The organism is Phytoamicus setariae (assembly GCF_016722925.1).
GTDB lineage: Bacteria > Pseudomonadota > Alphaproteobacteria > Rhizobiales > Rhizobiaceae > Rhizobium_E > Rhizobium_E setariae.
This window is the reverse complement of record NZ_JAEQNC010000001.1, coordinates 311,963-333,133: the sequence shown is the minus strand read 5'-3', so window position 1 is coordinate 333,133 and position 21,171 is coordinate 311,963. Positions and strand designations below refer to the sequence as shown.

Annotated in this window: 22 protein-coding genes; all 22 read right to left on the bottom strand. The window is 57.1% G+C overall.

Annotated features, from left to right (window positions below; translation table 11 throughout):
* Positions 1 to 288: 288 nt before the first annotated feature.
* A complete protein-coding gene (locus tag JJB09_RS01565; protein ID WP_201652090.1) occupies positions 289 to 843 on the bottom strand; it encodes a hypothetical protein in 555 nt (184 codons plus the stop codon).
* A gap of 6 nt (positions 844 to 849) precedes the next feature.
* Complete coding sequence (locus JJB09_RS01560) at positions 850 to 1,230, bottom strand: hypothetical protein (RefSeq protein WP_201652088.1); 381 nt, start codon at positions 1,228 to 1,230, stop codon at positions 850 to 852.
* Positions 1,231 to 1,280: 50 nt separating this feature from the next.
* Positions 1,281 to 1,826: a rod-binding protein gene (locus tag JJB09_RS01555; RefSeq protein ID WP_201652086.1), complete on the bottom strand. Its 546-nt coding sequence runs from the start codon at positions 1,824 to 1,826 to the stop codon at positions 1,281 to 1,283.
* A 92-nt stretch (positions 1,827 to 1,918) separates the two neighbouring features.
* A complete protein-coding gene (locus JJB09_RS01550; protein ID WP_201652084.1) occupies positions 1,919 to 2,326 on the bottom strand; it encodes a hypothetical protein in 408 nt (135 codons plus the stop codon).
* Positions 2,327 to 2,333: 7 nt separating this feature from the next.
* Positions 2,334 to 3,080, bottom strand: coding sequence for a flagellar biosynthetic protein FliR (locus JJB09_RS01545; RefSeq protein ID WP_201652082.1), 747 nt, complete (start codon positions 3,078 to 3,080; stop codon positions 2,334 to 2,336).
* Entirely contained in the window at positions 3,077 to 5,167 is a 2,091-nt protein-coding gene (flhA, locus tag JJB09_RS01540; protein ID WP_201652080.1) for a flagellar biosynthesis protein FlhA, read from the bottom strand. The genes JJB09_RS01545 and flhA overlap by 4 nt, the downstream gene beginning before the upstream one ends.
* 108 nt (positions 5,168 to 5,275) lie before the next feature.
* The gene (gene fliQ, locus JJB09_RS01535) at positions 5,276 to 5,542 is read right to left on the bottom strand and encodes a flagellar biosynthesis protein FliQ (RefSeq protein WP_201652078.1); all 267 of its coding nucleotides are present in this window, start codon (positions 5,540 to 5,542) and stop codon (positions 5,276 to 5,278) included.
* Positions 5,543 to 5,571: 29 nt separating this feature from the next.
* The gene (flgD, locus tag JJB09_RS01530) at positions 5,572 to 6,027 is read right to left on the bottom strand and encodes a flagellar hook assembly protein FlgD (protein WP_201652680.1); all 456 of its coding nucleotides are present in this window, start codon (positions 6,025 to 6,027) and stop codon (positions 5,572 to 5,574) included.
* Between the two features lie 11 nt (positions 6,028 to 6,038).
* Positions 6,039 to 6,488 (bottom strand): flagellar biosynthesis repressor FlbT, encoded by a 450-nt coding sequence (gene flbT / locus JJB09_RS01525; protein WP_201652076.1) that lies wholly within the window; start codon positions 6,486 to 6,488, stop codon positions 6,039 to 6,041.
* Positions 6,485 to 6,832, bottom strand: a complete 348-nt coding sequence (gene flaF, locus JJB09_RS01520) for a flagellar biosynthesis regulator FlaF (RefSeq protein WP_201652074.1) — start codon at positions 6,830 to 6,832, stop codon at positions 6,485 to 6,487. Before flaF ends, flbT begins: the two co-directional genes overlap by 4 nt.
* Positions 6,833 to 6,965: 133 nt before the next feature.
* Positions 6,966 to 8,003 (bottom strand): flagellar hook-associated family protein, encoded by a 1,038-nt coding sequence (locus JJB09_RS01515; RefSeq protein WP_201652072.1) that lies wholly within the window; start codon positions 8,001 to 8,003, stop codon positions 6,966 to 6,968.
* 12 nt (positions 8,004 to 8,015) lie between these two features.
* Positions 8,016 to 9,509, bottom strand: coding sequence for a flagellar hook-associated protein FlgK (flgK, locus tag JJB09_RS01510; protein WP_201652070.1), 1,494 nt, complete (start codon positions 9,507 to 9,509; stop codon positions 8,016 to 8,018).
* Between the two features lie 22 nt (positions 9,510 to 9,531).
* Positions 9,532 to 10,806 (bottom strand): flagellar hook protein FlgE, encoded by a 1,275-nt coding sequence (locus tag JJB09_RS01505; RefSeq protein ID WP_201652068.1) that lies wholly within the window; start codon positions 10,804 to 10,806, stop codon positions 9,532 to 9,534.
* 120 nt (positions 10,807 to 10,926) lie between these two features.
* The gene (gene rem, locus JJB09_RS01500; RefSeq protein WP_201652066.1) at positions 10,927 to 11,598 is read right to left on the bottom strand and encodes a transcriptional activator Rem; all 672 of its coding nucleotides are present in this window, start codon (positions 11,596 to 11,598) and stop codon (positions 10,927 to 10,929) included.
* Positions 11,599 to 11,881: 283 nt separating this feature from the next.
* A complete protein-coding gene (locus tag JJB09_RS01495; RefSeq protein WP_246748528.1) occupies positions 11,882 to 12,427 on the bottom strand; it encodes a transglycosylase SLT domain-containing protein in 546 nt (181 codons plus the stop codon).
* Positions 12,387 to 13,760: a flagellar hook-length control protein FliK gene (locus tag JJB09_RS01490; RefSeq protein WP_201652062.1), complete on the bottom strand. Its 1,374-nt coding sequence runs from the start codon at positions 13,758 to 13,760 to the stop codon at positions 12,387 to 12,389. The genes JJB09_RS01495 and JJB09_RS01490 overlap by 41 nt, the downstream gene beginning before the upstream one ends.
* On the bottom strand, positions 13,757 to 15,073 hold the full coding sequence (gene motC / locus JJB09_RS01485) for a chemotaxis protein MotC (protein ID WP_201652060.1): 1,317 nt from the start codon (positions 15,071 to 15,073) through the stop codon (positions 13,757 to 13,759). Before motC ends, JJB09_RS01490 begins: the two co-directional genes overlap by 4 nt.
* Positions 15,074 to 15,075: 2 nt before the next feature.
* On the bottom strand, positions 15,076 to 16,485 hold the full coding sequence (locus JJB09_RS01480) for a MotB family protein (RefSeq protein WP_201652058.1): 1,410 nt from the start codon (positions 16,483 to 16,485) through the stop codon (positions 15,076 to 15,078).
* Entirely contained in the window at positions 16,482 to 17,129 is a 648-nt protein-coding gene (locus tag JJB09_RS01475) for a hypothetical protein (RefSeq protein ID WP_201652056.1), read from the bottom strand. The genes JJB09_RS01480 and JJB09_RS01475 overlap by 4 nt, the downstream gene beginning before the upstream one ends.
* Before the next feature lie 278 nt (positions 17,130 to 17,407).
* Positions 17,408 to 18,385: a flagellin N-terminal helical domain-containing protein gene (locus tag JJB09_RS01470; protein ID WP_201652054.1), complete on the bottom strand. Its 978-nt coding sequence runs from the start codon at positions 18,383 to 18,385 to the stop codon at positions 17,408 to 17,410.
* 382 nt (positions 18,386 to 18,767) lie between these two features.
* Positions 18,768 to 19,763: a flagellin N-terminal helical domain-containing protein gene (locus JJB09_RS01465; RefSeq protein WP_201652053.1), complete on the bottom strand. Its 996-nt coding sequence runs from the start codon at positions 19,761 to 19,763 to the stop codon at positions 18,768 to 18,770.
* A 276-nt stretch (positions 19,764 to 20,039) separates the two neighbouring features.
* Positions 20,040 to 21,023, bottom strand: a complete 984-nt coding sequence (locus JJB09_RS01460) for a flagellin N-terminal helical domain-containing protein (protein WP_201652051.1) — start codon at positions 21,021 to 21,023, stop codon at positions 20,040 to 20,042.
* Between the last annotated feature and the right edge of the window lie 148 nt (positions 21,024 to 21,171).

Genomic DNA, 21,171 nt, shown 5'->3' with positions numbered 1-21,171 from the left:
CCTTTAAGTCATTCAATCAAAAGCATAATCTGACGTTTACCGGTCATTAACCGGACATCTGAAAACGATGATTTTTCAAGGAATTGGAGGAAATCGCATCCAAAAAATAGCGAGCGCTACTTCGGGAATCTTCACGCGAAAAGGTGTTTGCGCCGCAGTGCCGACACAAAAAGGTCCGGCTTTCGTTTCGTTGCGAAACGGGTGCGCCAAATTGATTGTCCCGTAACGGGACGAACGGGGCGATCAGCCGCCGAAGAGGTTCCTGATCGCCCGTATCCTGCGAAATCGTTAATGACCTGCAGCGGCCGAAGGCTGGGCGGCGCCATCGCCTGGGACCTGCTCGGCAACCAGCTTCTTGCCGCTTTTGATGGTGACCTGCTTCTGCGACATGCTGGTGCGGATATCCTCCTTCGAGAGGTAATCGACCTGCTCCACGACGATATCCAGGATGGCGTCGGAACCGAGGCGCTTGTTGAGCGCAGTCTTGATGCGCTCGCGGAATGCCTTCAGGTCGAACTGGCCGTTTTCCTCGACGCGGATCACCCGATCGCCAACCAGTGCCGTGTAGAGCTCATCCGTCAGCAGGGCGTCGATCGGCAGTGTAATCTCAGCGATCTTGGTCTTGTCGACGATGTAGGAGGTACGCGTCAGGAAATAGCCTTCCACATGGCCATCCCCGATGACCGGGAAGGTGACAACCTCGCCGCGCACCAGTTCCTGCACCGCCTTTTTCTTGGCTTCCTCATCGGCAGGGTCCGGCGCCTTCGACATCTCGATCGAAAAGTAGACCGATCCCAGGGTGACGACCGCCACCCAGACGCCGGTGAGAATGAGCTTCAGCATGGTTTATCAGATCTCGGCGTAGCGGAATTGTTCCTGGGTATAGGTGCCGTCGCCTTCGTTTTCCTGGGCGGCGGTACGCAATATGTCCGTCACGGTACGGACAGCATTCAGGTGCGCTTCAAGCTTGCGGGCATTGAGCAACAGCTTCTGTTTGAGAAATTTCATCTGCGATGAAAAGCCGGTCGGGAATTCGTCCGGCCCGGTGTCCCTGCAGAGCATCGTCAGTTCGTACAAGCAACGGCTCTTGTGGGCGTTCGACGTCTTGATGTCGAACATCTGGTCCTTGCCGATCCGATCGTTCTCGTTGTCGATGATCAGCTCCAGGCGACCTAGAACCGTCTTCAACCGCACGTCCCTGAAATTCTCTTCGTTTACGGCTGTGGTCATTTCATCTTCTCCGTCAGTCCTGGCGACACTTCATAAGATCCGAAAGGAGATCAGGCCTTCTTGTCCTTGCGATCGACAGGCAGGAACTTGTCGAGCGCACGCATCTGGTTTTCCTCGATCACCTGTGTCGCCATATGCAGGCGATCGGATCGATTGGCTTCCGCAGCTTCCTTGGTGCGCGTTCGCGTCGCGCCGCCCTCTGTCAGCTTTTCGGCGATGCCGATGCCGCCATTTTTCGACATCTCGTTGCCGAGTTGCTCAGCCATCATGCCCTTCCAGATCTCTCCGGTCGCGCCCTTGCCATAGATCTCTTCGCTATCGGGCATCATCGATTTGAGCATGCTGGAAAGAACCATGCCCTCGAACTTGCGATAGCTTTCAGGAATCTCCTTGCGGTCGGCGGAATTCAGGTGGGCATTGGAACGTATGTGTTCGCGAGCGACAGCGGCATCGAAGGATGCGTCGCTGCTGGCGAGCCTCTGCGCCTGCATGGCGGCTTGCCCTGCATTCAAGCGCGCGCGCGCAACTTCCATCGTGGAAGGATCTGCTGCCTTCAAGACATCGGAGACGATATCGGTAGGTGGGTTGATAGCCATGGGATTACCGCCGCAATAGACGCATTTGAACTGATTTCAGATCATCGCCGGTTAAGCTTGACCGTGGCTGGTGCTGCATCGAAAACACAAGTTCATACAGGATCGGACTTGCCGTTTGCGGCCATCCGCTGATCGATCAGGTCGTAGATCGCCGCGTCGTCGGCCTCGCGGTTTTCGAGTTCACGGGCCTCCTGCGCGTTCTCTTCCAGCCGGTCGCCCTTGGCCTTTTCGCGCAGCATGCGGTTTTCATGGATCTGCTGCATCGTGTGCAGATGTTGGTCCTTAGCCGTAAGACGGCTGATCTGGCTGGAATAGAGCCCCGCGAAGATCTGATGGATCGGCTCAAGCGAGCCAATCGCGTCGACCACTGCGACGAGATTTTCCTGAACTTCGGCGCGGGCCTGCGTCGTTGCTGCGAGCTCGTTTTCCGCCATGTGCTCGAGATGGCGCTGCACCTTCACCAGCCGCGTCAGCTTTTGCGACCTGCTCTGCTTCACCATGTCGATCTCATCGGAATACCGTCCCGAAAGCGTCGGCGAACAGCGACAGCATGGAGGTCACACCGAAATAGAATAGGAGCATTCCCCCCATCACCTGATAGGGCGTGGAGATGAAGTAGACCGGCACGATGGGGGCGAGCTTGTTGATGAAGCCGATCGCCACATTGAACAGGACGTTGAACAGGATGAACGGGCTTGCGAGCCTGAGCATGATGGTGAATGTCATCGCCAACGTATCGACAAGCGTCACGAGCGCCTTCTGGGAGTCGAACGCCCCACCGGGCGGCCATGTCCGATAGGATTCGGCAACCGCCAGAAACACCTGATGGTGAAAATCCAGCATGAACAACACCATCAAGCCGGCAAAAGTCAGCAGGTTCGTCAGCTGGCCTTCGCTGGTATCTTCGAGAACATCGCCCGCCGGCGGCGTGTTGAGGCCGATCATCATCGTGACCACGGTGCCCAGGAACTGCAGTCCGAGCGCATAGAAGCGCGTAACCAGGCCAAGCACAACGCCGGTGACCGTTTCAATGCCGATCATCAGCACATAGTCTGGCGTGCCGCCGCTGACCTTCGGATAGAGGCTGTCCCACATCAGCGGCATCATCGCCAGGGAGATCGTCAGAGCCATCATCAGACGAATGTTGACGGGCACGCGCGCCGTCGAAAATCCCGGCAGCACCATGATGCAGCCACCGATCCGGCAGAAAGCCAGGATCAGCGCCAACAGCATGCCCTCCGGATCCTGAATCATGAAATTGTTCCGAGAATCTTGATTTCGATGCCCTTGGCGAGTTCGACATGCGAAAGCACCGGCAGGGTCGCAAATAGCCGTTCGACGATCATCCTCACGTAGGAGCGTGTCTCCGGCGACGTGACCAGCACGAAGGGAACGCCACGGTCCAGGTATTCGCGGACGACCTTCGTCGCCTGTTCGGAGAATTCCTCGAGAAGCCGCGGATCGATATCGAACTCGACGATCTCACCCTTGGCATCGCGCTTGATGGCCTGATGGAACACCATATCCCATTTGTTGCCGAGGCGAAGCACGCGCAACAGACCATTATCGGACAGGTCGCCGCAGATTTGCTGGGACATTCGTACACGAACATGCTCGACGATCTGCTCGGTCTTGCGGACATGCGGGGCGAGTTCAGCCACCGCTTCGAGAATGAGGTGCAGGTTGCGGATCGACACCCGTTCGGCCAGCAGGAGCTTCAGCACGGCCTGCAGACCGGAATAGGACATATGGGTCGTGCAGATCTCGTCGGCGAGCTTCTTGTATTCGGGGTCGAGCCGATCGATCAGGATCTTCACATCCTTATAGGACAGCAGCTGGGGCAGATTGTTCCTGATGACCTCGCTCAGATGCGTCAGCACCACAGACACGTTGTCGATCGGATGGAAGCCTTCCCGCTTGAGCTCTTCCGTGAATGTTTCGACCACGGAAACGGCCGGCATGCCAAACGCTGGTTCGCGAACCTCGTCGCCCGGAACCGACGGCTTCCTGCCGCCACCAGTGATGACGAGCACTTCGCCGACGCGCAGTACGTTGGAAGCTATGGTCGTGCCGTGAATGCGGATCTGGTAGGACTTGTCGGCAATGCCCAACTCGTCGGCCACCTTGATCTCGGGCACCACGAAACCGTATTGGCTGGCGAATTTCTTGCGCATCTTGCCGACGCGGAACGCCAGTTCCTGATGCGCGCCGAGCAGCCGGGTCGAGACTTGCTTGCCAAGTGACAACTCGATCTCCGGCGTTTTCAACGCCTGCTTGACTGAGTCCTTGTCGTCGGCTTTGACCTCGGCCGCCTTCTTCTGTTCCTCGACCTGGCGCTTGGCCTGGTTTTCGGCCTCAAGACGACGGGGAATTGCCCAGCTTGCGAAAGCCATCACGGCACCAAGGGTCGCAAAGGGAAAGAACGGAAGACCCGGCATGACCGCGAGTACGAAGACAAGACCTGCGGACATTCCCAACGCGCGGGGATAGCCCGCAAGCTGGTCAACCACAGCCTTGTCGGTCGTGCCGGTCTGGCCACCACGCGAGACCAACAGACCGGCGGCAAGTGAGATGATCAGTGCCGGGATCTGCGAAACCAGACCGTCACCGACCGAAAGCTTGACGAAAACATCGGCGGCTTCACCGATCTCCATTCCATGGCGGAAGTAGCCGATGATGATGCCGCCAAAGATGTTGATGGCGGTGATCAGAAGGCCCGCGACCGCGTCGCCGCGAACGAACTTGGAGGCACCGTCCATGGCACCGAAGAACGAGCTTTCGTCCTCCAGCTCCTTACGGCGGCGGCGCGCTTCCCCTTCGTCGATCATGCCTGCCGAAAGATCGGCGTCGATCGACATCTGCTTGCCCGGGATGGCATCGAGGGTGAAGCGGGCACCGACTTCGGCAATACGCGTCGCACCCTTGGTGATGACGATAAAATTGACGACGATCAGGATCAGGAAGACGATCAGACCGATGACGAAGTCACCGGACATTACCAGGCCGGCAAAACCGGCGATAACGTGCCCCGCCGCTTCATGGCCTTCATTGCCGTGGCTGAGGATGACGCGCGTCGTCGCAATGTTCAGCGACAGCCGCAGCATCGTGGCAATCAGCAGAATCGTCGGGAAGGATGAAAAATCCAGCGGCTTCTGAATCCACAGTGCCACCATCAGGATCAGCACTGAGAAGGAAATCGAAAATGCAAGCCCGAGGTCGATCAGAAACGGCGGAATCGGCAGAAACAGCGCCGCAAGGATAATGATAATGCCGACGGCAAAACCAATGTCGCGGCCTTTCGGCGCAACTTTAGGAACGACTAGGGATTGCACATCCGCCATAAAACACCCGCCTCTTCATGAGCCGTATTACAAGCGCTGGAACTCGCGCCGAGGCGAAACTAGCTTTTGAAACTTGTGCGAAGGGTGCGGCTGCGAAATTGGACGCAGCTAAAACCCGCTCTGGACGCGGGAGAAAATCATGTTGGTGAAGATGGACATCTGCGAGCCGATGAACGGCGCGGAAATGGCAACGGCGGCAAGCACCGCCAAGATCTTCGGGACGAAGGTCAGGGTGATTTCCTGAACCTGTGTGAGGGCCTGGAGAAGCGCGACGGTGACGCCGACGATCATCGCCGCAAGAACGGCCGGGCCCGAGGCCGCGAGTACCGTCCAGATTGCTGCCTGAACCATGTCAAGCGCGTCAGCCTCGTTCATCGAAGGCCCTCACTTTTCTCTATTCGCCGTCAGCTTGCGGCGTCGTCCTTGTCACCCTTGACGGGCTTCGTACCAACCGTGATGCCTGTCTGGATCACCACAGTCTTGCCGTTGTCAAGCGTGGCCGTCAATCCATCAGCATTGATCTCGACCGATGCGACGATACCTGACGTCTTGCCGTCGACGCTTGTGACTTCCTTGCCGATAAGCGAGGTCGCTTGTGACAGCGTCGTTTCCTGGATCAGGCTTTCGAGATGCGCATTCGTCTTGATAGATTGCTCGACATTCGAAAACGATGCAAGCTGCGACATCTGCTCGCTGGCGTCAACAGGATCGGTCGGGTCCTGGTTCTTCATTTGCGCAATGAGCAGCTTCAGGAAGCTATCGTAATTCAGCGTCGCTGTGCTGGTGTCCTTGGTCGACGCCGTCTTGGGCGTGTCCTGCGTATTGTTTGTGGCCGCCGTCCCCGCCGCGCCCGTAAACATCAATGGGCTGATCATTGCCATGGAGCCATCTCCCTGCGCATGCTTTCACGCGCTGCCGGCGTGATTTCGTGGGCAGCAAGGATCTGCTCTTCCAGTGCATAGAGACCGCGAATGGCCTTCAGCGCATCGAAGGGACGGCCCGATGTCACGACAGCGTCAATGCGCTTCAGCTCGGCCAGGATCTCGTCATGCTGGAAGCTTGCCAGAAGCAACGCAATCGACCGCTTGAACATGGCCTTGGATTGCTCGGCGCCTTCCGGATTGATCAGCATCATCTGCACGATGAAATAGAGCTGCTTGAGCGGCGTGGTAGCGCCCTCGGGCTGCAGAACGTGGTTCTCGAGCAGAAAAGTGACGTCGTTGAGAAACTCGACAGCAACCTTGCGATCCACTCGCAGAACGGCTCCGTTTATGAAAATCCGCTCACCGGATTTTAGCGAAATTCGCAAAGTGCTCTTCATTTCAGTCCATCCCTGATGATGGTTATAATGTCTGCGATGCCCTTGAAATTCTCGGACTGGCGCAAGCGAATCCGATCTGTTTCCTTGAGCACCCAGACACCGATCGAAATCAGGTCGGCCCTCAAGTTGGCAGGCAATTGATTTTCGGGATTGCGCAGATCGTCAATGAAGGCGATCCAGACGCGACGCGTATAGTATAGGGCTTCAACCGCTTCACGCGATTCCCGCCCGTTCTGCATTGCCAAGCGCAACAGCTCGACAGCTCGGTCCAAGACTTGTTTCTCTCGGTCACGCGAACCGGCGACATCATCCGCCATGATTTCTGCGTAGGAAAACTGGTACATTCAGTCCCTCATATTCCGGTCATTCCTGAAGCCTAATCCATGTGCCTGAACCCAGGCTTACGCTTCAGCATTCTACTTCGGAGATTTCGAATTTATTGCGGTATTTCAGCAATTTATCCGAATGAAACTCCTACTAGAGCTCGTTTACCAGGCTCAACTGCGAAATTCTTGCAGTGAGATTGTAGGAAATTTCCATCTGGTTCGTCAGCGCGGTGATGCGTGTCGACGCCGCATAGACATCAACCCCTTCGAGATCGTCGAGGTTGAGCTTGATGATGTCGATCTGCGCCTGAAGCGTCTCGTTGGCGATGGCGACGCGATTTTCCGACAGCCCGAGTTGACTGCGTTCGGCATTCACACCATTGATCGCCTGACCCATCTTGCCGATAGCCCAGTCGCTGACCACCCGTCGGGTTTCGACACTCATTTCCTGGTTCAGCAATTCGATGCCGACAACAGACGCCATTGCCAGGTAGCGGAAGCCATCGGCATTCGTCGTCGTCGATGTCTGCACGACCTCGGTCTTGGAAATGCGGCTGGTGACCGGCGTATCGGACGCGCTCGACCACGTTGCCCATTTGTAGTCAGGAGAAGATGGATCGAGAAACATCGGCTCGATAACCGTCGTCAGGAAAGTCTCCATGTCGGCGGCTGCAATCGGCGAACCCAAGGACGCGATCCATCCTTGAATGTCTGTCCTCAAGCCGCCTTCATCCTTCAGGAAGTTGGCGACCGGCTTTACATCGGTGTTGATGCCCGCAAGCACATATTCGCCATTGACCGACGTGTTTGCCGCGGTCGTGAACTGGTCCATGACGTCAGTCAGCGTTTGCACTGCGGTTCCAAGCTGGGTACTGTCGGTTGAACCGGCCAGCGCCACAAACGTATTCAGCCCGGTCTGAGCCGCATTGGAGATCGTCTCCATGGCCATCTGGGTGGAGGACAAACGCTGCGTCACCACCGAATTGGTGGAAAGCAGGTTGTTCATCATCGACAGGTCACGATGCAGGTTCAAGCTTCGCGACGTCGTCGCACCGAGAACTTCACCGAGATTGCTGTGGCGCCCGGAGACTACTTCTCTCTGCGCATCAATCAACTCACCCTGGATCTGATTGATCGTCGAGCGCATTGCCGACTGTACGGAAAGGTTCGAAATAAAAGAGGTTTTCATCGTCAGTAAACCTTAGACAGCCTGCAGCAGCGAATCGATCATCTGATCGACCGCACTGACCAGTTTGCTGGACGCCTTGTAGCTTTGTTCGAGATCAAGCATCAGCGACATCTCCTCGTCCAGGCTTACGCCGGTGGTATTGGAAAGCGCTTCTGTTACCCGCGCCAATTGCGCGGCTTTGTTGTCGGATGCCTTGGAGCTCTCTGAAATATACTGCTCCAGCCAACCGACCGACCCAGTCGAAAAATCTGCGATCGTGGTGCTGGTATCGAGCATGGCACCAGTGTCGAAGGCGATGTCGGTTTCGAAGTTGCCAACCAAAGCATCGAGGATCTGCGAGTAGCTCGCATCATTGCTCGTATTGCCCAGATAGGCCGCATCGGCCACACCCAGCCCATCGACGTCGTATCCGCCGTCACGCAGGAGCGTCGGATTACCCCCGGTGAGGCTCTTGACGAGACTGTCGTTGACCTTGATCAGGGATGCAAGGCCACCGGTCAGCGAGCCGGACGCCGGCAGGGAATCGCCGGCAGCATAACCCTTCCAGGTGAATAGGCCGGGCAGCGGATCCAAACCGGATGCGGATTGATCCTGCTGGGCAAAGATCTCGATCAGCCCGCGCGCCGTCTCGTCCAGCTGCGTCTGGTAGGTCGGGATAATATCGTCACGTACCTGCAACAGGGCCTGCAGCGAGCCGCGTCCGGTCGTATTGCCGTTCACGCCTGCCGTCATCGTCACGCCGTCGATGATCACCGGATTGCCCAGTGTCGCCGCGTCAAACGCCGCATTCGGGGTAAACATGATATCGCGGGCATTGACGTCGAACAGCATCGTGCCGTCGCTGGTGTAAAGCACCATGTCGTTGTCGCCACGGGTAAACGAGCGAATCCCTACGATCTTGGAAATATCCTTGAGGTAGCGTTCGCGCATATCCAGTTCGTTATTGACATCCGAACCGGTGGCAGTCCCCGCCTTGATGGCGTTGTTGACGTTCTCGAACTGCTTGAGCAGCCCCCTCAACTCCTCGAGCTTGTCCTGAATCTCCTGGTCGATCGAGCCGCGCATGGACTGGATCTCCGACGAAATCGAGTTCAGCGAATTGGATACGTCCTTGGCACTCGAGATCACCGTCGATGCCAGCGTCGATTCATTCGGCTTGGTGGCATAGGCCTGCAGATTGTCCCGCAGCGTCGCAATATAGGTAGACGGCGATGTTTCATAGTCATTGCCGCCGAGCAACGAGCGAATACGCTCCAGCTTTTGCTGGAGCGTTTCCTGAGCCGACGACTCCGCCGTCGAATACATGGTCTGCTTGACCAGGCCATTGTCATAGGTGCGCTGAATCGAAAGCTGCTGGCCACCTGCCGAATCAATCGTCAGAACTCCAACCCGGCGCGCGTAGTCCGGGTTGGATGCATTCGCAATGTTCTTTGACAATGCCGCGCTCTGCAGCCCGGTATTGGAGAAAATTGTTTGTGCCGTACTGATGGCAGAAGATAGCGACATAGCGCGCCCTTTCTAAAATTCACTACCGCTTCAGATTGACGAGAACGTCCATCAGATCTGAGCCGGTCTGAAATACTTTTGAATTTGCAGTATAGGTTCTCTGGGACTCAATCATCGTCGTCAGTTCGGACGCGAGGTCGACCGTTGAGTTTTCGAGAGCGCCAGAAACGATTTCACCGAAACCGGAATTGCCTGGGAAGCCGAGTACGACAACACCGGAATCCACGCTCTGGGCGTAGACGTTGCCGGAAATGACACGCAGCTCGTCCGGGCTCTGAACGGTTGCCATGGCAAGACGATAAATCGGGACGAGGTCGCCGTTTTCGTATTGCGCATAGACGGTTCCGTCGCCTGACACCTGAACCTTCTCGACTTCGCTCGGCGCATTGCCGTTGACGTCCGCATCCTGCACGGAATAATCGTACGAGAGCTGCGTCATCTTCGACATGTCGATCGTCACATCTTCCATGTTGGAGATGAAGCCTGCAGCGAGGGTGAAGACGCCAGTGGTAGGGTCGACGAGTTTGCCAGTCGACGGATCGAACTCCATGGGCGCGTCCAACAATGAGGCATTAGCATACGGGAAGCCACCAGACGCAGGATCGCGCCCAGCCGCATCGAAAACCGAGAGCTCCCATGTATTGTCAGCGGTCTTGGTGTAATACATGTCGAGCAGAACTTCATTGCCAAGCGTATCGTACGTCTTGAGCGAGCTCTTGTGCGTGAATTCAGCGTTCGGGTCATTGCTAGACGGCAACGGCCCGGGCGCGGCCGGAATAACAGTGCCTGCATCGAGATTGGCACTGAAAGTGGCGTGTGTCGTCGGCTTCGCCACGAGCGAATCGGTGCCGACTTTGACTGGAACGAGACCGTCAAAGCCATTGACGACCGGCGCCGGAGCGCTGGCAGTATAGGGATAGCCAAGCAGCTTGTAGCCGCCGGCATTGACCAGTTCTCCCGCCGCATTCGGCACAAACCCGCCGGCACGCGTCATATAGGGAACGCCGCTCGCGTCCTGGACGACAAAAAAGCCGTTGCCGCTGATTGCAAGATCCGTCGATGACGAGGTGTATTGCAAGGCACCCTGCTGGCTGATGCCATAGCGGATATCTGTCGATACCGCGCCGGAATTGTAATTGCCCGAGACAGACGGCAGCAGCAGCGAAGAAAATTCAGTCGATGCCGCCTTGTATCCATTCGTGCTGGCGTTTGCGATGTTGTCAGCAACCGTGCTCAATCGGCTCGCCTGGGCATTCATGCCTGACGAGCCGGTTCTCATCATACCGTAAAGGCTCATGTCGGATCCTCGTTTCCGTATTTGTCTCAGAGTAGGACACGTGCCTTGCGTGAAACTTTGCGACTTACAGAAAATCAACTGATAGCCATGCCAGAGCCTGCGGTGCACGCGTCGGTGCGGCTACTGCCAATCGATGCAGTAACCAAGGAAGCGCTTGGAATCGATCGGGTCAAAGCCCAGGCGCTTCCGCAGCTTCTTGCGCAATTTGGAGATGTGGCTCTCGACCACGTTCTCCTCGACATCTTCATCGAAGATCCCGTAAATCGCATTGAATATCTGGGTTTTGGAAACGCGCCGCCCGCGGTTCGAGACCAAATATTCAAGGATACGACGCTCGCGACGCGGCAAAGCGAACACTTCGCCGGCGATCTCCGGATCGCGACCATCAGAGAACACCCTGACCGTGCCGATATCCGTGAAATTGTTTGCCACGCGATAGCGCCGGCGAATGGCCGCCGCCCGCGCCAGGATTTCCCTGGGATGCACGGGCTTGCGGACAACGTCGTCCACACCACAATCAAAGAATGCAAGTGTCATTTCGAGGGAGGGCGAATCAGAGACCGCTATTACCGGTGCCTGGCTCCTGTCCCGTATGGCTTTCGGAAGCTCCAGAGAGAGCTCCGACTGCCCAATCAAAAAGGCTTCCACGGCATCGATATCCGTGTCCGCCGCCGTGTTTACCCACTCCCCGAATTCACTGGGATCGAAGCCCGTGGAGGGCACACCTTCCCGGTAAAAAAGCGAAGTATATCCATCTTTTACGAGTGTTCTCTCGTCTACCACCACGATCATCAGCCGCCTCCGAATCAGTGTAGTGAACCAATACGGCTATGAGTACGAATCGCGGGACTCAGCGACAACTAGACGTTCTGATGGGTACGTATTAATAGTTGATTAACCATTTCGATGCGATTTGATCTACATGTAGTGGGTAAAATATTCCTCAGCACTATTTTCCGAATCCAAAAGTTAACACATGGTTAATGGTCGGATTCCGGCCTCTTGACTCTCTGCCGGCTCCACATTGTCGCCACAAAGAATCTATCGGGGATTCAACCTGACGTTTTGGAGATATTCAATTGCTGCAGAAGGTTTTCGCTTCGGGCGTCCAGTTGCCGTAACCGGTCGCAACCAGATTTGAAATGACGCGGCATACGTATCTTTTTTGCGCCGGATCATTGTTGGGGCCCGCATGATATCGAGCCACTGCCATGGTCCACGTAACATGCTTCGCATGCAGCTGAGCAAGAAATTTCGCTGCATATTCCACGTTTCTACGTGGATTCAACATTTCTGCAACACTGCTGAAACGATCGCCATGATAGCGATGATTTATCTGCATGCAGCCTAGGTCGATCAGCTCCGCGCCACCCCTTCGCGCATCCTCGAAACGACCGAGAGCCTCATCTTGAGAAACGGCGAAAACCGCCTTTCCCTCAATATTCAGCGACCATGGTTGAAGCGACCCCCGCCTTCCAGTCTCCGTCAACCCCACCGAGTACAGGATGCCTTCGGGGACGCCGTATTTCATGGCTGCTGCAGAAATCTCGCGTTCGCAGATTCCGGCCGAAGCATCAGCGTCAGAGGTAAAGGTTACCAGAAGCACCGCCGTCAGCAGCATCGCTGGAATCGCTTTGGGCACCACTCTGCTCGCTGCCATGCCACTCACCCTGATTTCCGGCCCGCCGTGCATTTTCTTCACGCTGTTTAGCATTCTGTCCCTGGCTGTCACGCAGGTCTTGCCCGCCTGATGCCTGGTTGCCCCGGTCTTGTCCGGGCTCGGAATTCTTATCGGCGGCGCTGAGCTGGATGGTTACCTGGTCGATCGCAAACCCCTGATCCTTCAAGGCCTTTACGATGACGTCCTGGTCATTGCTGAGCTGCCGGTAGGCTTCGACAGTCTCGACCCGAACTTCGACCGACAACTCGTCGCCCTTCAGCCTCAGCGACGCTATCATGGGGCCGAGGTGATCGGGATTCATCTGTAGCTTCAGCGTGTTGACCGTAGTTGCGGTGTGAGCGCCGCCGGCGGGATGCATCGATTGTGCGCCACGCATGGCTTCGGTCCAGGTGCTGTCACCTTTGATGGCTCGCGCCAATGTATCGGCGTTGTTCTGGGTCTCGAAACCAAGATAGCGTCGGGCATCGAGCACGGTTACCAGATCCACCTTGCTACTGGCGGATGCAGAGTTTGCCTCGTCATCACCGTGTATCTCAGGCAAAGCAATATCGACAGGCCGGCCCTTACAATCAGCCGAGACGAGTCTGACCGTGTCATTGCCCTCGTCCTTGGGAGCATCGTTGGTCGCAGTCGCTCGAGTCGGGGTCGCAACTGCGACATTTTCCGCTACGAGCGTTACCGCCTTCAACGCATCGGCGACCGCGTTGTCGTGGTGGTCCGGCTTTGCGTCCGCCGCCTCTGTCTTGGGCTCGGGTTCGGATTTCGCATTGCTGGCCTTGTGCGGGGTCGAAGCCTTATCGGCTACAGTATCCGCGGTTAGGTCGAGTAGATCGGTCAACTGCTCGGAAGCGCTTTCGGCCTTGTCCGACGATGACGAAGCTGCATCCCGCTCCGCGAGCTTCTGCAGGTCAGCCTTCTTTCGCACCATGCCATCGGTGGGCGCTACCTTTTCGTTTTGCGGGGCCTGCCGGTTGTCCGTAGCCTGTTCGCTTCTCAGCAAGCGATCGAAGTTACTGAGCCGTATCCGCGAAGGCTGTTCCTTCGTGGTTGCGCCCTCTTCTGCTGTCGCGTCAATCGCTGGCAGAAGCGCTTCGATGTCCTTGTCTTCGGAAACTCCATCGCCAAGCTTCTGCTCCAGCTGCGCGACCAGATCGTCGAAGCTTTTCGCACCCTTGTCGTCCTTGCCGAAGCCCGGCGCATGGTTGCGCCCGCCATTGGCTTTTGCGCCGCGGACTGGTGCCAGGTCGATTGCCGATTGATCTATCGCCGTCAATTGCTTTCCCCCGAGAGAAGTGCGTCGACATCCCGGAGCCTGGAGCGGCTGGAACTGACGAAGTTCTCCACTTTCTCGATGCGCAGATCGAGTGCTTGCCTGCGTGTTTCCTGTTGTGCATCCTGCTGGTCATTCTGACCATCGGCGGCCGCGTTGACCCGCGCCGTGGATGCAGTCTTGCCAGCATCAAGGCTGAGCTCGGACATCCTGTCCCTGTATTCTTTGTCGACCATATCGCGCTTGACTTGCGTCAGGCTATCGCCGCCGGGTACCTCGGTGACCTCTTCCGCCACCACCCGCGCAGCATCCCTCAGGAACCGATCTTTAGGGGTCAGCTCCTGATCCGGTATTTCGGCGAGACGGTTCAGAATCTCGTTGACGCCATCCCCCGAGATATTGACGATGCCGGTGTAGAGCTCGGCGAGCGCCAGTTGCGACGTGTCTTCCTTAGTGGAAAGCTTGCGTGCTTCGGCCGAGGCGAATTCCGTCAACGTCCTGTTTCCGTTAATGGCGGCGCGGCGCGCCAGGCGCAAATAGATCTCGCGCTGGCGCTTGCCTTCGACCAGAGACAACACCGAGCTGATTTCTTCGGGCGGCAGCGCTTCCTGATGATCCAGCGCCAGGCTGACAAAAGTATCGGCGAACTGCGACGCATAAGGCGAAGCCATGTAACGGCGGGCATAGCGGCGCGCGAAAGGCAACGCACGTGCGGTGTCGCCCTTGTGCGACGTAATATTGAGGGATCGCCGGAGAGCAGCTTCCTCGACAATCGACCCCGGCGCTTCCACGCGTGCCCAGTCAAAGAACCTGAGAGCCGCTTCGGGATCCTTCTCCATCAGCGCGTTCGCACCGATCAGTTCGAGATAAGGGCCGATCGGCGTGTTGCGGTATTCAGGAACGACTTCCTGCAACTGCTTGACTGCCGTGCCACCCTTGCCGGACAGATATCGGCGCAGGATGCTGGTCACACGGTTGTCGAATCTGCCCGCGACGTCGCGATCGGCCAGGATATCCAGCGTCTCCGGGTTGCCACCGCTCATCGCGTAAATCAGCGCCGCATCCACATTGCGGGGATCCTCGAATACAAGCATCTCCGCCGTGCGAAGCCGGCGGTCAATTTCGCCGAGCAGAAAACGCTGCATCTCCACCGCATTGAGGTCGCCGTTGATGACCGAGTCCTGGATGTTCTGCAGGCTGCGGACCATCCGGAAAGGTGCCGCCGCTTCGGCGCTACGCTCCGCCGACGGCACCGGCGATGCTGCAAGCAGGCCAAGCGCCAATGTCAGACCGAAGCGGGCGATATTTCCACGCATGCTCACCCCTCGTCCGCCTGGATGAGGATCTCGATGCGACGATTGCCTTCGTCCAGCGGCTTGGCCGGAAATCTCAGGCGATGGTCGGCAAAGCCCGAGATCTGCGAGATACGGTTTTCTGCCACACCTGCGCTCTTGAGCATGAAATATGCACTTTGAGCGCGATCAGCCGACAGCCGCCAATTGTCGTAGTTCTTGGTCTTGTAGGGGCGCGCATCAGTATGACCACGGATCGCGATCTGTCCCTTGCGCGACTTGAGCAGTTCGCCGATCCTGGCCATGGCAACGACCGTCTCGCGCGTCGGTATCGACGAGCCGATACGGAACATCGGCGTCTTGATCTGGTCGCTGATGCTGATCAGCAGACCGCCCTCGGCCGGCATGACGACCAACCCCTCAGCCAGAAGTCCGATCCTACCCTTCAAGTCCTTCTTGAGTTCGGCCTCGAGCGCCTTGGCGGCCTTCCGGTCCTCGGTGAGCTTCTTGAACTCCGCTTCCGAAAGACCGCTCTTATCGAATTCGGTTTTGCCGTCCCGGTCCTTGTCGGCAAGCTTGTCCTTGTCAGCGATACCGTTCTTGTCCTTGTCCGTCTTGCCGTTGTCGGTCTTCTCGGTAACACCTTGCTCCTTCATCGCGTGATCGGTAGTGCCGTCCTTGTTGGTTAGCCCCTCGCCCGCATTCAGGTCGCCAGAATTCTTCTCGCCGCTTTTCAAGTCACCCGACTTGGCATCGCCGGTAAACACGGTCTTCGGGTCTTCGGCATCGACAACCATGCCATCGCCCGGCAGGCCGGAGATTTCGACCGGCCGATCGGCGCTGGCAGCTGTCGTGCGCGACACTTCCACCTGCTGCGTCCAGAAATCCGGATCGAAGGGATCGCGAAACGCCTCGCCGCCCTCGGCACCGGTGCCAGGGCCGGCATTCTGCGCGCCGCCGTCACCCTTGGCGCTGACATTGGCCTTGTCATCGGTCTCCTGGGCAATTTCCGCGATCACCGAGTAGGGATTCTCGAAATAGTCGGCCTCGGAGTACTTGATCTCCTCGCCCACGGTCGCGCTTTTATCCTTGCCCGAGTCGGCTGCGGTCCCAGGCGATTTTTCACTGCCTTGGGATGTGGACTTCTCCTGCTCGTTCTCGCCGTCGGCCTCCTTGGCGGGCTTTTTCAAACCCTTCTCGGCCGGTGACGGATCGGTCAACTTGATCGGGTTGAAATAGCTGGCAACGGCGGCCTTGGTCTCCTCATTGGCGGCATTGACCAGCCACATGATGAGGAAGAACGCCATCATTGCCGTCATGAAGTCAGCATAGGCAATCTTCCAGGCGCCGCCGTGGGATCCTTCATGACCGCCCCTGTGGCGTTTTACGATGATGATTTCATTTTTGCCGTGATGGTGGCTTTCGGCTTCGCTCATCCTGTCACCTCGGAGAGCGTCTGGGCCCATGTGCCCAGGCGGGTGGCCAACACTGTTTCATTGATTTCCACGGTCAAATCCTGCGATGCCTGTTCTATGAAGCGACTGTCAATTCCATCCGCATCGAGCAGCGGCTTGAGCGCGGCAAAAAGCTCTGCCGAACCGCGCACGATGACGGTGCTGATATCAGCTTCCCGGAGTGCTTCCCTGACCGTCGCACCGAGTGTCGCTACGGCCAGACTTGCCAGTTCCTTGTTGAACACCGGCAGCAGAACCTGAAGCGTCTGATCGGCCAGTGTTTGCGACAGAACCTGCGTCATCTCGTGAAAGCGGGTGTGGACCATGCCCACCACTTCATTTTCATGAATAGCCTGGATGGCGGCAAGTTCGTCGGACTGGGCTTGGCGCAATGCGGCCATTTCGTCTGCATGCCGGGCTTCCAACAACTCGGTGGCGGCTCGATGCCCCTCTTCGTAGGCCTCTCGGCGTTCCGCCTCGATGTCGATTGCGGGTTCCGGATCGGTGTCGAAATCGATATCGCCGAAGGGGGAGCCATCCAGGCTTTCCAGTATGTTGCCATGTGCGGGTTCTATCGCCGCGGGCACACTGAAATCCTTGAGATACTTGGCTAACATGGCATTCATTGCAAAGCCGCCGAAACTAGAGCCTGAATATGGATTGCCGACGCGAGCCGGAAATACGGTACATTTTCTACAGGCTAGATGCGCAAACTTGCGCGAGAATGAATGTGTTGGGCCGCATCAGGGCAATAACGCGGCCCAACGTTCCGAAACCGCGCCAATGACCGCAGCGCGACGGAATGCGAACCAGTCCGGCATGCCCAGCTATGGCGGCTGAACATGCCCGATCCATCCGGTTGGGGCGCAAGATCAACTTGCCCGGAAATGCGCCCCGACAATGCTTACTTGAACAGCTGCAGGATGTTTTCTGCGTTGGAATTGGCGATCGACAAGGACTGGATGCCGAGCTGCTGCTGGGTCTGCAGCGCCTTCAGCCTGGTGGATTCCTCGTTCATGTCGGCATCGACCAGTCGTCCGACACCCTTGTCGATCACGTCCATGAGCGTGGAGACGAATTCGTCCTGCATTTCGATGCGGGTGTTGATGGAACCCAGCGTGGCGGCCGAGTTGGTCAACGTGCCTAGAATACCATCGACGACCGAAATCATGCCATCGAGTTCGAAGCCCGTGGTCACTGTGTCCAGTACGATTTCAGTGGGAGTTCCGCCACCGCTGGCACCCGAAGCCGATTGTGCGTCGATCAGGAAGTAGGTCATCGTGGTCGTGCCGCCAGCGCCGTCGTCGATATCCACGTCGATACCACGCGTCAAAACGCCGTCCTGGGCATCATTGGTGTCGATGAGGGTCGAGGTCGTGGTATCGAATTCAAGCGTTTCCACCGCCACTGAACCATCGGAGGCGCGATTGAAGGAGCCGACCATCTCGACAACTGCCGGCGGCGCTCCGGTGTCGTTGAAGAGCCAGTTCTCTCCCGAGAACGACGCGGATTCTGCGATGGACTGAAGCTGGTTCTTGAGTTCCTCAAGTTCCTTGTTGATCTTCAGCTTGTCGACACCAGGCTCGCGGGCCGCGACCAGCTTGGCCTTGATTTCGGAAATGACATCGATGGCGGAAGAAAGACCGGTGTAAGCCGTGTCGGTCTTGGCCGCGCCGAGACCGAGGGCATCCTGCACGGTTCCCAGTGCCTTGTTGTCCGAACGCATCGTGGTGGCGATCGACCAGTAAGCGGCATTGTCGGCTGCGGTCTCGACCCGGTAGCCCGAGGAGACCCGCTGCTGCGTCGTTTCCATCTTTCCGTTGATGTCGCGAAGGGTTTGCAGCGCTGCCATCGCAGCTGCATTGGTCATTATGCTTGTCATGGGTATTGCCCTAGAAGGAGTTTCGCGGACATTCCGGACCTTCGTACCGGCAACAGCAGTGGTGCATCATGCGCGTCGTCGCCACTCTTTGCCCTGGGCGACAACCTGCCATTCGTTAAGGATATTTAAACAGGGATGGTTAATCAATGGTTAATTGCCCGCGAAATTTAACCATTGATTATTGTTTATTATCAATGCCTTAAATTTTAGGCGTCCGGGAATTTCTCAGGCGTTTCGTGCAATGTTTTCAATGAAATAGCGCGGCTCCGAGAACCCCGAAGCAGGCAACGCAGCATATGCCGGATGCAAATTCCATATACGCGAAAACCGCCGGCTGCGATGCAGCCGGCGGTTTTCAATCTTGTTGCGATGTGATTCGCTGTTAACGGAACAGCGACAGCACGTTCTCGGAATTCGAGTTGGCGATCGACAGCGCCTGGATGCCGAGCTGCTGCTGGGTCTGCAGGGCCTTGAGGCGGGTCGACTCTTCGTTCATGTCTGCGTCAACGAGTTTGCCAACGCCCTTTTCGATCGAGTCGGTCAGGTCTTCGACGAAGTCTTCCTGCAGAGTGATGCGGCTGTTAAGCGCGCCGAGATCGGCGGCCGCGTCCGTCATGTGCTGAAGAACAAAATCAACGCCGCTGATGGCTTCCCGCATTTCGGCAAGGCTCTTCGTCGAAATGTCCATGTTTAGGACGGAATAGGTCAGCGCCTTGTCGTTAAAAGCGCCGGCGCCATCGGGCTCTTGGTAAGCCATTTTTGCCGAAAGCCAGCTCACGGTGCTGTTGTTGACGGGATCGTCAGAAACGATCTGCTGATCGAAATAACCAGTCGGGTCGCTTAGATCTTCGTTGATCAAAGAGCTCTTGTTTGTATCAAACTTTAGTGTAGTGACGCTGACATTGCCGCCCGCATCGCGGTTAAAGGAACCAACAACCTCTTTTTGGGCAGGCGTGTTGTTAACAACGTCGTGATAGACCCAGTTTTCACCTGAGAACGAAGCGGATTTCGCGATGGAAACCAACTGGTTCTGCAGTTCGGTGATTTCCTTCTGGATCTTGCTCTTGTCGACGCCCGGCTCGGAAGCAGCAACCAGCTTGGCCTTGATTTCATCGACGACGGAGATCGAGCTGTTCATTGCAGTGTAGGCAACGTCGGTCTTGGCAGCGCCGAGGCCGAGGGCGTCCTTGACGGCGCCAAGCGCCTTGTTGTCGGAACGCATGGTGGTGGCGATCGACCAGTAAGCGGCGTTGTCGCTAGCGGTTTCGACGCGGAAGCCGGAGGAAACGCGGTTCTGCGTCGTTTCCATGTTGTCGGCGATCGAACGGAGAGTGCCAAGCGCTGCCATGGCAGCAGTGTTTGTAAGAATGCTCGTCATTGGTGTAGTGCCCCTCGTAATACGAGAAAAATGAAAGGGACATTCCGGGATTTTCAAACCGGCAACGGCGGTAGGCTTCATGCTTGTCAGCCAATCTTCTGGCCAACCCGACGCTTCAATGAGGATCAATAAACACCGATATGGTTAAAGAACATTGAATGCGCTTGATAATTTACCGTGAAACTTAGCAAGTTTGGCGCAAGCTACGAAAAACGTGAAAAAGCCGCCCGGAAAATCCGGGCGGCCTCGATAAGGCTACTAAGTTGCAGTCTACGCTTAGCGGAAAAGCGACAGGATGTTCTGCGAAGCCGAATTGGCGATCGACAGTGCCTGGATACCAAGCTGCTGCTGCGTCTGCAGAGCCTTGAGGCGGGTCGACTCTTCGTTCATGTCGGCATCGACGAGCTTGCCGATGCCCTTTTCGATCGAGTCGCTGAGATCGGCAACGAAGTCGCTCTGCAGGCCGATGCGGCTGTTGAGTGCGCCGAGATCGGCAGCAGAGTCCGTCATTTTCTGAAGAATAACGTCGACAGCGCTGATTGCGCCGGCCATCTGCTTGCTGTCGAGGCCGTCCGTAGCGATCGTCAGGAGGGACTTCTGGAAGTCAACCGGCGTAGCCGTTGTCTTATCAGTGACATACTCGTTACCGATCAGCAGACCGGAGAGCAGAGAGCCACCATCGCCGGCCACATCGAGTTGCTCCACCGCAAAGCCATCAGTTTGGGCGGGATCGAAGTTGATCAGCGAGCTCTTGGTGGTGTCGAACGAGAGCGTCGTCAGGCTGACATTGCCCTGGCCGTCACGGTTGAAGGAGCCAACGATTTCCTTGGCACCGGCGGTGTTGTTGGCATCGTGTGCAACCCAGTTCTCGCCGGAGAACGATGCCGACTTGGCAATGCTCACGAGCTGGTTCTGCAGTTCCTTGATTTCCTTGTCTACCTTGGCGCGGTCAACGCCCGGCTCCGAAGCGGCAACGAACTTTGCCTTGATTTCATCGACGACCGAGATCGCGGAGTTCATCGCGGTGTAGGCGACGTCGGCCTTGGCTGCACCGAGGCCGAGGGCGTCCTGCACAGTGCCGAGAGCCTTATTGTCCGAACGCATGGTGGTGGCGATCGACCAGTAAGCCGCATTGTCCGACGCGCTGCCGACGCGGAAGCCCGACGAAATGCGGTCCTGGGTGGTTTCCATGTCCTGGTTGATAGAACGCAGCGTAGCGAGTGCCGACATTGCGGAAGTGTTGGTCATGATAGAAGTCATTGGGGACGTCCCTTTTACGCGTTACAAAAAGTAGGGACATGCCGGGTTCGAAAGCTCTTACCGGTCACGGCGTCTCGGCTTCATGCCACTCGGTTCCCGTCGTTTTCTTGAGAACCGTTCGTCGTGTGAGGGCACTATTGCGGCCGAT